The 8,637-nt window shown below is 41.0% G+C and carries 9 protein-coding genes and 1 tRNA gene; 3 read left to right on the forward strand and 7 right to left on the reverse strand.

All coding sequences use genetic code 11. The features are described from left to right. The 7 genes from IIB39_10890 to coxB (IIB39_10920) form a co-directional block, all read right to left on the reverse strand. Positions 1 to 174: hypothetical protein (locus tag IIB39_10890; GenBank protein ID MCH8929204.1), on the reverse strand; the 174-nt coding region annotated here is incomplete at its 3' end. A gap of 125 nt (positions 175 to 299) precedes the next feature. Next, positions 300 to 1,163: a protoheme IX farnesyltransferase gene (gene cyoE / locus IIB39_10895; GenBank protein ID MCH8929205.1), complete on the reverse strand. Its 864-nt coding sequence runs from the start codon at positions 1,161 to 1,163 to the stop codon at positions 300 to 302. Further along, positions 1,160 to 2,071 (reverse strand): COX15/CtaA family protein, encoded by a 912-nt coding sequence (locus IIB39_10900; GenBank protein MCH8929206.1) that lies wholly within the window; start codon positions 2,069 to 2,071, stop codon positions 1,160 to 1,162. The genes cyoE and IIB39_10900 overlap by 4 nt, the downstream gene beginning before the upstream one ends. 3 nt (positions 2,072 to 2,074) lie before the next feature. Beyond that, on the reverse strand, positions 2,075 to 3,877 hold the full coding sequence (locus IIB39_10905; GenBank protein MCH8929207.1) for a cbb3-type cytochrome c oxidase subunit I: 1,803 nt from the start codon (positions 3,875 to 3,877) through the stop codon (positions 2,075 to 2,077). 37 nt (positions 3,878 to 3,914) lie between these two features. Further along, the gene (coxB, locus tag IIB39_10910) at positions 3,915 to 4,574 is read right to left on the reverse strand and encodes a cytochrome c oxidase subunit II (GenBank protein MCH8929208.1); all 660 of its coding nucleotides are present in this window, start codon (positions 4,572 to 4,574) and stop codon (positions 3,915 to 3,917) included. A 134-nt stretch (positions 4,575 to 4,708) separates the two neighbouring features. Next, positions 4,709 to 6,478 (reverse strand): cbb3-type cytochrome c oxidase subunit I, encoded by a 1,770-nt coding sequence (locus IIB39_10915; GenBank protein MCH8929209.1) that lies wholly within the window; start codon positions 6,476 to 6,478, stop codon positions 4,709 to 4,711. A 20-nt stretch (positions 6,479 to 6,498) separates the two neighbouring features. Further along, the gene (gene coxB, locus IIB39_10920; GenBank protein ID MCH8929210.1) at positions 6,499 to 7,200 is read right to left on the reverse strand and encodes a cytochrome c oxidase subunit II; all 702 of its coding nucleotides are present in this window, start codon (positions 7,198 to 7,200) and stop codon (positions 6,499 to 6,501) included. 287 nt (positions 7,201 to 7,487) lie between these two features. Here coxB (IIB39_10920) and IIB39_10925 point away from each other — a divergent pair. From IIB39_10925 to IIB39_10935, 3 genes are all read left to right on the forward strand, one after another. Continuing rightward, positions 7,488 to 7,563 (forward strand) — tRNA-Phe (locus IIB39_10925). Between the two features lie 182 nt (positions 7,564 to 7,745). Beyond that, positions 7,746 to 8,195 (forward strand): hypothetical protein, encoded by a 450-nt coding sequence (locus IIB39_10930; protein MCH8929211.1) that lies wholly within the window; start codon positions 7,746 to 7,748, stop codon positions 8,193 to 8,195. A gap of 28 nt (positions 8,196 to 8,223) precedes the next feature. Beyond that, on the forward strand, positions 8,224 to 8,637 hold a 414-nt coding region (locus IIB39_10935; protein ID MCH8929212.1), incomplete at its 3' end, for a hypothetical protein.

Raw genomic sequence — 8,637 nt, forward strand, 5'->3', positions numbered from 1 at the left:
AGGAGGCCAGTCAACACTGCTCAATCTTAGAAGAAAAAAAGCTCCGATAAATCCTGAAAAGAGCATAAGTTCCGCGCCAATGAACAACATCATTGCCAGATACATGCTCTTAATCAGAGGCTTTGGAGTCTCCTCGAACTTATTCATTAATATATCAGCAGTAGTATCGTTCATATCGAACTCCTAATTTTTTATCAGTACGGTAATTATAGTAATAATTACCTGAAAGATTAATACTCCGCTGATAATGTAGAGAGTTTTCCATTTTCCATTATCTGTATCCATAGTTTCCCCCCTGTTCAATTTGTAATTTGATCAAAACTCATAACACCTAATTGGAAAGGTATATATAAATAGGACGCATAGAGTAATTTTTTTGCAGATGTTATCGAACGATTACGAGCAAACTTCGCGGCAAATAATGTGAATCCGATTCCTAATATCAGAGCAGTGAAAAAATGAATATGGCCGGTCATTCCGAATACACTGGGCATTAGTCCGATAGGCAACAATGCCATACTGTTTAATAATACCTGATGCCCGACTGCATTGCTATCCTCAGAGAAATCAGGCAGCAGCTTCAGCCCAGCTCGTTCATAATCACCTTTATACAGCCAGGCGATTGCAAGACTGTGGGGTATCTGCCAGAAAAAGAGTATAGAAAACAGAATTGTAGCAGAAAAATCAAAATTTCCCGTAGCGGCAACCCATCCGCCCGCTATCGGAAGCGCGCCCGGAACAGCGCCAACAAGAATACACAAAGCCGATATTTTTTTCATAGGAGTGTAAACAAACAAATATGAGGTAAGAGACAGTAGGGCTAAGGCAGCAGTGAGAGTGTTTATGAAGAATAAATTTATAATTAGTCCGATTAGACTTAGAACTATCCCAAATATCAGGGCATTAATGGGATTCAATCTTTTCGAGGGTAATGGTCTGTTGCTTGTCCGTTTCATAAGGGCATCAACGTCTCTCTCAATATATTGATTCAATACGAGAGCTCCGCATGCTACGAGTGATGAGCCAATAAGCGTAGTTAAAAGTAAATTCAGATCCGGTGAACCGTTGGAACCCAGGAAAAATCCCGCGAGAGTTGTGAGCAAAACAAGGCTTATTAGCCGGGGCTTTGTCATCATAATATAGTCTTTTATACGCTGATTCATGCGGCAGCCAATTCCTGAGATTCTTTAGTGCATTTGAATATACCGAGTGTGAGAAGAACAGAAGAAGAAAAAATCAACGCTCCTGACAATACATGTATGACTGTAATCGTTACAACTATAGATGATGCGGTGAGGGGGTCAGGAGAAATGAGTTTCGTCATATACGCCCCCAATCCCGAAAAAAGCTGCAATACAATCAACGCGCTAAGCGTAATAGACGTTCTCCGCAAAAATGTTACTTTCCCAACCTTTTTATTTACCGAGTCCATCAGCAAGAAAATTATGGTCGTGACAATGAGCGCAAGAAGCATATGAACCCAAAACCAATTCCCCGTGTGTCTGTAAACAGCTCCTGCAATAAGTTGTAAGTAAATCGCTATTGATGTAATAACGCTGAATCTGCGGAGCTTGGATGCCTCCATAACATTATCATCTGAGGAAATTTCTTTCCAATAATTCGATAAGAAAAAAGCGATGCTTACAATAAGCGCAAAAAACGCATGAGCAAATGCCCCATGAGCCACCGCAAACATTTTGCTGATTTCTACAACCCGCATACCACCCATAATTCCTTGAGCGATGACAGCAATCAAAGCGACTACAGATAGAACCTTAAGCCACTTGCGATTATCCTTCCACAGAATCGCCGTACTGAGTCCGATAGTAAGAAATCCTACCAGAGATCCGATAAGCCGGTGGCTGTGTTCATAAAATATTCCGCCAACCATTTTCGATAAAGGATAGGTGAACATATTATACCCGAATGTAGTAGGCCAATCCGGAACAGCCATTCCTACTCCCTTACTTGAGACAATTCCACCTAAAATCAGTAAGAAGAATGTGGCGCCGACAGTAGTCAGAGCGATTCTGCCTATCCATCGCTGTTCTCTAGTATGGTTATTATTCAATCGTTATTCCTCTGATTGTGAATACCAATCTTCTTCTCTATCAGGCACGCTGTATTCGTAAGGACCTCTGTAAATTGTTGGAGGAGTTAAAAAATTTCCATGAGGTGGCGGAGTAGGCGTTGTCCACTCAAGTGTATTCGCTTCCCATGGATTATCCTGAGCCTCTTTCCCTTTGTACATACTGTAAAAGAAATTATAGATAAAAAGTAATTGAGCAAATCCCAGCAGCATAGCAGCGACGGTTATGAATTCGTTTATCCATTGCATATCCTGAAGAAATTCATACTGCATCGGATTATAAATTCTTCTCATATGACCGCCGATACCGAGTATGTGCATCGGGAAGAAAGTCGCATTGAAAAATATTATTGTAAACCAAAAATGAATTTTTCCAAGCGTCATATTCATTTCTCTTCCAAACATTTTAGGAAACCAATAATATATTCCGGCGAACAAGGCGAAAATACTTCCGCCGAATACTACATAATGAATATGGGCGACGATGAAATAGGTGTCATGTATGAAAATATCAACGGGTGTTGAAGCCATGTAAATTCCGCTTAGTCCGCCGATAACGAACATAGATACAAACGCCAGAGCATTAAGCATCGGCACAGAAAATTTTATATTTCCGCCTTTCAGGGTACCAAGCCAATTGAACGTCTTGATAGCTGAAGGCACGGCGATAACCATAGTAGAAAACATAAATGCCATACCAAGAGCAGGGTTCATACCGCTTTGGAACATATGATGTCCCCAGACTATAAATCCGAGTCCCGCAATTGAGATCATAGCGTAAACCATAGCCTTGTAGCCAAAAATTGGCTTTCTCGAGAATACGGAAAGAATATCAGAGGCAATTCCCATTCCGGGTAATATTAATACGTACACTTCCGGGTGACCGAAAAACCAGAAGAGATGTTGCCACAAAATCGGATCTCCGCCACCACTACTGGAAAAGAAACTTGTACCCATCATTTTATCGAACAAAAGCATTGCGAGAGCAGCCGCAAGCACCGGTACCGCAAGCAGCAGTAAAATCGCAACTATAAACAACGACCATACTGTCAGAGGCATTCTGAAGAATGTCATACCTTTTGCTCGCATATTAATAATAGTGGTTAAGAAATTTATAGCGCCCATCATCGAAGAAATGCCGATAAACATCAAACTGATTATCCAGAGATTTTGACCCCAATCAACGCCGGAATATGCTTCGGAAGTGGACAGAGGCGGATAGCCCGTCCATCCTGCCGCTGCATGACCTCCCGGGACGAAAAACCCAGATAATATTAAGATTGTCGCTATCACAGCCACCCAAAATGAGAGCATATTCAGAAAGGGGAAAGCCATATCTTTGGTACCTATCATAAGCGGAATAAGGAAATTTCCGAAACAACCTATGAGGATAGGCATAACGGCAAAGAATATCATAATAGTGGCATGCATTGTGAAAAGTGAGTTATAAAAGTCGGGACCGATTACTCCGCCGGGAATGTTGTTCGTAAACCAATTTTCAGTTTCTTCCTCAAACCACTGATCCCACATTCTATCTACCGCGCTCGCTGCTTCTCCCGTTTCAATATATTCGTCTGAGAGACCGATAATTGGCAGAGGCTCCTCGGGATAACCTAATTCCCATCTGAGTAGGAGGGCAAGCATACCGCCGACCAAAAACATTAATAATCCGAGAAAAAGATATTGCTTTGCAATCATCTTGTGATCGTATGAAAATATATATTTACTTATGAAACTTTGATGTGGATGGCTTTCGATTGTTTCGGCTGCCGAAATATCATCTGTCATTTAAAGTTTTCCTTAATGTAAAAATAGTTGAATAGATTTATAATTCGGGCCAATTTTCGTTTACCCAATTCTCATATTCCTCCGGAGAGTGAACATACAAATGTCCAAGCATTCCTGAATGTCCAAATCCGCAAAGTTCAGCGCAGGGAATTTCATACTTGCCTGTTTTAGTAGATTCGAACCAGACAGTAATCTCGCGTCCGGGAACGGCATCCTGCTTTAGTCTCATAACCGGTATGAAAAAACTGTGAATGACGTCGTCAGAAAGCAAATTGATATGGACTACCTTATTTACAGGTACATTCACTTCGTTTTCCATCTCAAGGTCGTCTTCGGTTCCAAAGATTTTGTCCGGACCGGGATAAAGAACCTTCCAATTAAATTGTTCACCCGTAACCTGTATCATTACATCCGGTTCAGGCATATCAAATTTGATCTCTTCCCAAACAGGCGCGCTAATAAGGGCAAGGATAAAAACCCCAATCGTGGTGGCGCTTGTCCATATCACCTCAAGTTTAACGTTCCCATGCGAGTATTCCGCCTTGCGATTCGGGTTATAACGGTATTTGATGAGGAAATACGCCATAAAGGCGGCAACAATGAAAAAGATGGCAGTGGTAATGTAATAGATGAAATATAAGAGAAAATCTATATCCATTCCATAAGTAGAAATATTTTCTGGCAACCAATTTAGCATGCGGTCTCCATTCTATATTTAATTATTTTCGCTACTATTAATTCAATAATTTCTTCATTCCTTTAGAAGACAAATATAGTAATATAATAGATTGGCATTGTCAATTATTTTAGCTACCGATGTTATTGAAAATCTCAATCTTTATTAGTTTGAGGAATCCAATCCTCGGGAGCTCCCGGAACGCTATACTCGTAAGCGCCTCGATATACCACCGGTGGCGTAGTAAAATTACCATGCGGAACAGGATTATGTGCCGTCCATTCTATGCTGTTTGCTTTCCATGGATTATCCTCAGCTATTTTACCCTTGAAATAGCTATGCACAAAATTATATAGCCAGATAAACTGCGCAAGAAATAAAACAACTGACGCCCAAGAAATAAAAACGTTTATCCATTGAAGATCCTGCAAATACTCATAAGACATTGGATTGTAAATTCTTCTTATATGCCCGGCCATACCAAGAAGATGCATGGGAAAAAATACGGCAACGAACGATGTTATTGTAAGCCAGAAGTGGAGTTTTCCGAGTGTTTCATTCATCATTCGTCCGAACATTTTAGGAAACCAGTATTGAATTCCGGCGCAAATACCGAGGAAAATCGCCCCGAAGATTATGAAGTGAAAATGCCCTACGACGAAATAAGTGTCATGAAGAGGCATATTAACCATAGATGATCCAAGGTAAATACCTCCCAGTCCACCAAAAATAAAAACTCCGATAACACCGAGCGCATAATGCATAGGAGCGGTAAAGCTCATTTTCCCACCGTAAAGAGTTGCTATTGTATTGAACATTATTAGGGCAAATGGCGCAGATATGAGGATTGTAAATAAACTGAAAAATGTGCTTGCCGCGCCCGGGTCCATACCGCTCACGAACATATGATGACCCCATACGACGAAGCTGAGAACTGATGCGGTGATGAGCGCGTAAATCGTATATTTGTAACTGAAGATAGTTTTTCTTGAAAATACCGGGAGGATTTCAAGCGTTATACCGAAGGCCGGCAGAAAAAGAATATATACTTCCGGGTGTCCGAAAAACCAGAAAAGATGTTGCCAGAGTAGCGGGTCTCCTCCACCGGTTGCGGCGTAGAAAGCAGTTCCAAAAGTTCTGTCGAACAGAAGTAAAACCGCCCCTACTAATAGGACAGGAAAGGCGAGCAAGGAAATCATAGCTGTAATCCAGATAAACCAAATGACAATTGGCAATCGATACAACGATAGTCCTTTTGCCCTTAAATTTATTACTGTTGTAATGTAATTAATCGAACCCATCATCGAAGCCACGGCAAATACACCAAGGCTCAATATCCAGAGATTGATTCCCCAGTTAACGCCTGTATATTCAACGACTGCGCTCAGCGGCGGATATGCTGTCCATCCTGCCGAAGACGCTCCTCCCGGCACTAAGAAACTTGCAATCATAATAAAACCTGAGACAACCGTTGCCCAGAAAGAGAGCATATTTAGAAACGGAAAAGCCATGTCCCGGGCGCCTATCATTAATGGTATCAGGAAGTTGGCAAAAGTGCCCAAAAGTAACGGCATTGCCACGAAAAACACCATTATAGTTGCATGCATAGTAAATAAAACGTTATAAAATGAAGGATCCACAATGCCGTAAGGCATATTGGTCATCCACCAGCCCTCTTCTTCGTCTTCTTCAAAACTTTGCCAGGTGCGATCAACAAATCCCTGCGGTTCTCCGCTGTCTAAAAATTCCTGAGAGGCACCGATAACTGGTAGCGGGGTCTCAGGATAAGCTAGCTGCCAACGCATAACGAGAGACATAAATCCGCCAAGCCCTATCCAGAGCAAGGCGAAAATGAGAAATTGTTTTGCGATAGTTTTGTGATCGGTAGAAAACAGATAATTTTTAATAAAGCTCTTGTCGCTCATAAGATTATAACCCCCGTTGATTAAAGACTTGACCTAGCTAAAACAGAATCGGATTTCAATTCCCAGGTTTCATTAAACCACGATTGATAATCCTCGGTACTATGGACTATCAATCTTCCCAACATACCCGAATGACCGTAACCGCATAATTCGGCGCAGGGGATTTCATATTCTCCAACTTCAGTCGCCTCAAACCAAACATCGATTTCCCTGCCGGGCAGACAATCCATTTTTAGCCTGAGAACGGGAACGAAAAAACTGTGAATAACGTCTCTTGAGGTTAAGATAAGCCGGATTTTCTTGTTTACAGGAACGTGCAAAACATTTTCAATCGTTCGGTCATCTTCTGTTCCATTGATATTATCAGGGCCCGGATAAATCATTTGCCAGTTGAATTGTTCCGCTTCTATACGAACGCTGATTTCAGCATCATCGGCGCCAGTCATCAATATCTTCCATGTGGATGTGCTTTTAATATCGATAAAAATATCAACACCTATTACGAACAATAAAGGAATAAGTGTCCAAGAAGCCTGTTTTAGAGAATCGCCTCTGAAATAATCCCCCCTCTCTCCATTCTTCTTTTTACTAAAGAAGATCATGTAAAGCAGAGCGCCTTCCATGAGAATAAATGCTAAAAGAGTAAGATAATATACTAACCGGATAACGGAGTCAACGTCCCCTCCGTAAGTAGAAATACTTTCAGGTAACCAATGGTGCATTGCAACATCCCCCCTAAGTTATTTTACATTTTACCCACTTTCTTTTTGTTATATAAATAGTAACGGAAAAAGTATTGTTCTGAAATTTACAAATCAATTGAAAAAAGCGCAATAAATAAATGTTTTTAATTTACTAAATTACATTTCCTTAATCTCTAAGAGCTAAAAGACAATAATTAATCAATTTTCATGTGTCCTTCATTGCAATAAGCAATTCCGGATAAAAAGAGAGGTTTAATACTCTTGACTTTTGGATGGGATGAAAGTAATTTTTCTCTCGAAAATTCGGCGCCTTAGCTCAGTTGGTAGAGCAGTGGACTGAAAATCCATGTGTCCGTGGTTCGATTCCGCGAGGCGCCACCACTTCAAACTCTTATAGAACCTACATTTGACGGGTGTTTCAAGAGAACATTGGAACACCTCCTTTTTTATCAAAACAGGCCTGAATATCCCCGAATAGGCCCCAATCCGCGCACATATGCGTACCGATTCAATAATTATTGAATTTTTATCAGGTGGATATCATCGAAATATTGGAGGGTTATATGTTAGATAAAATCGTGAACGATTTAAAAGAATTAAGGAGAGAGCCTAATTCTGATAGTGCTAATAAAGGAATAGAAGCGCATAAATCAATTAAGGTCAATACAAAGGATAAAGTTCTCTGCGATGAAATGCGAGAGAAGGTTGAACAATTCATATTGGAGAATAAGCCTCTTCTGATAATGATCGCCAAAGAAAACGCGCACCGATATGATATCCCTATCCAATATGCAAATAATAGCCCGGCTGACTGGTATGAAGACTTAATAGCAGTTGGGATATACGGTGTATGCAGAGGAGCATTAGCTTGGCAGCAAAAGGAGATTGAAGGGAGGGAACTCACAAACTTCCAGGGCGAACTTAAACAAGCTGCAAGAGTCCGCATCAGGCATTTGGCTGAGAAGTTGAACAAGTACTGGTCGCTAATAGATGACCGGGGTGAAAATCTATAAAACATTGTGGGGATAGAGAAGAGAAAAAATGAAACAAGACGATTACGATAAATTGAATAAACTGTTTCACGATAACTATACGAGTGAAACAGGTGAGACTCTGAAAGGCGAGATACTGCCCTACAGAACAGAGGTTGGAATTACGTTACCACAACAGAACAAAGGCAAGGTACTAATTCATTTGAAACGCGGATCTTATCTTGAGAATATAAAGGAGGTTGTCGGTGCGTTTGAGAGCTTGGCGTTTGTTATCAGGAGATGGACGGAGTTCTCGCAGATATCACTCCGATGGGATTATCCCAACGATTCAGGACGTCACGCCCCTGAGCATTATCAAGCTTTCTTATACCGCGTAAGCAGATTCAGTGAGTGCTATCCATGGTTTTCTGTTGATGATAGCTCAAAGCGCCTATTAGGTAAGCTGCTAATTATGAACGAATTG

Source organism: Candidatus Neomarinimicrobiota bacterium, from assembly GCA_022573815.1.
Lineage (GTDB): Bacteria > Fidelibacterota > SORT01 > SORT01 > SORT01 > JACZTG01.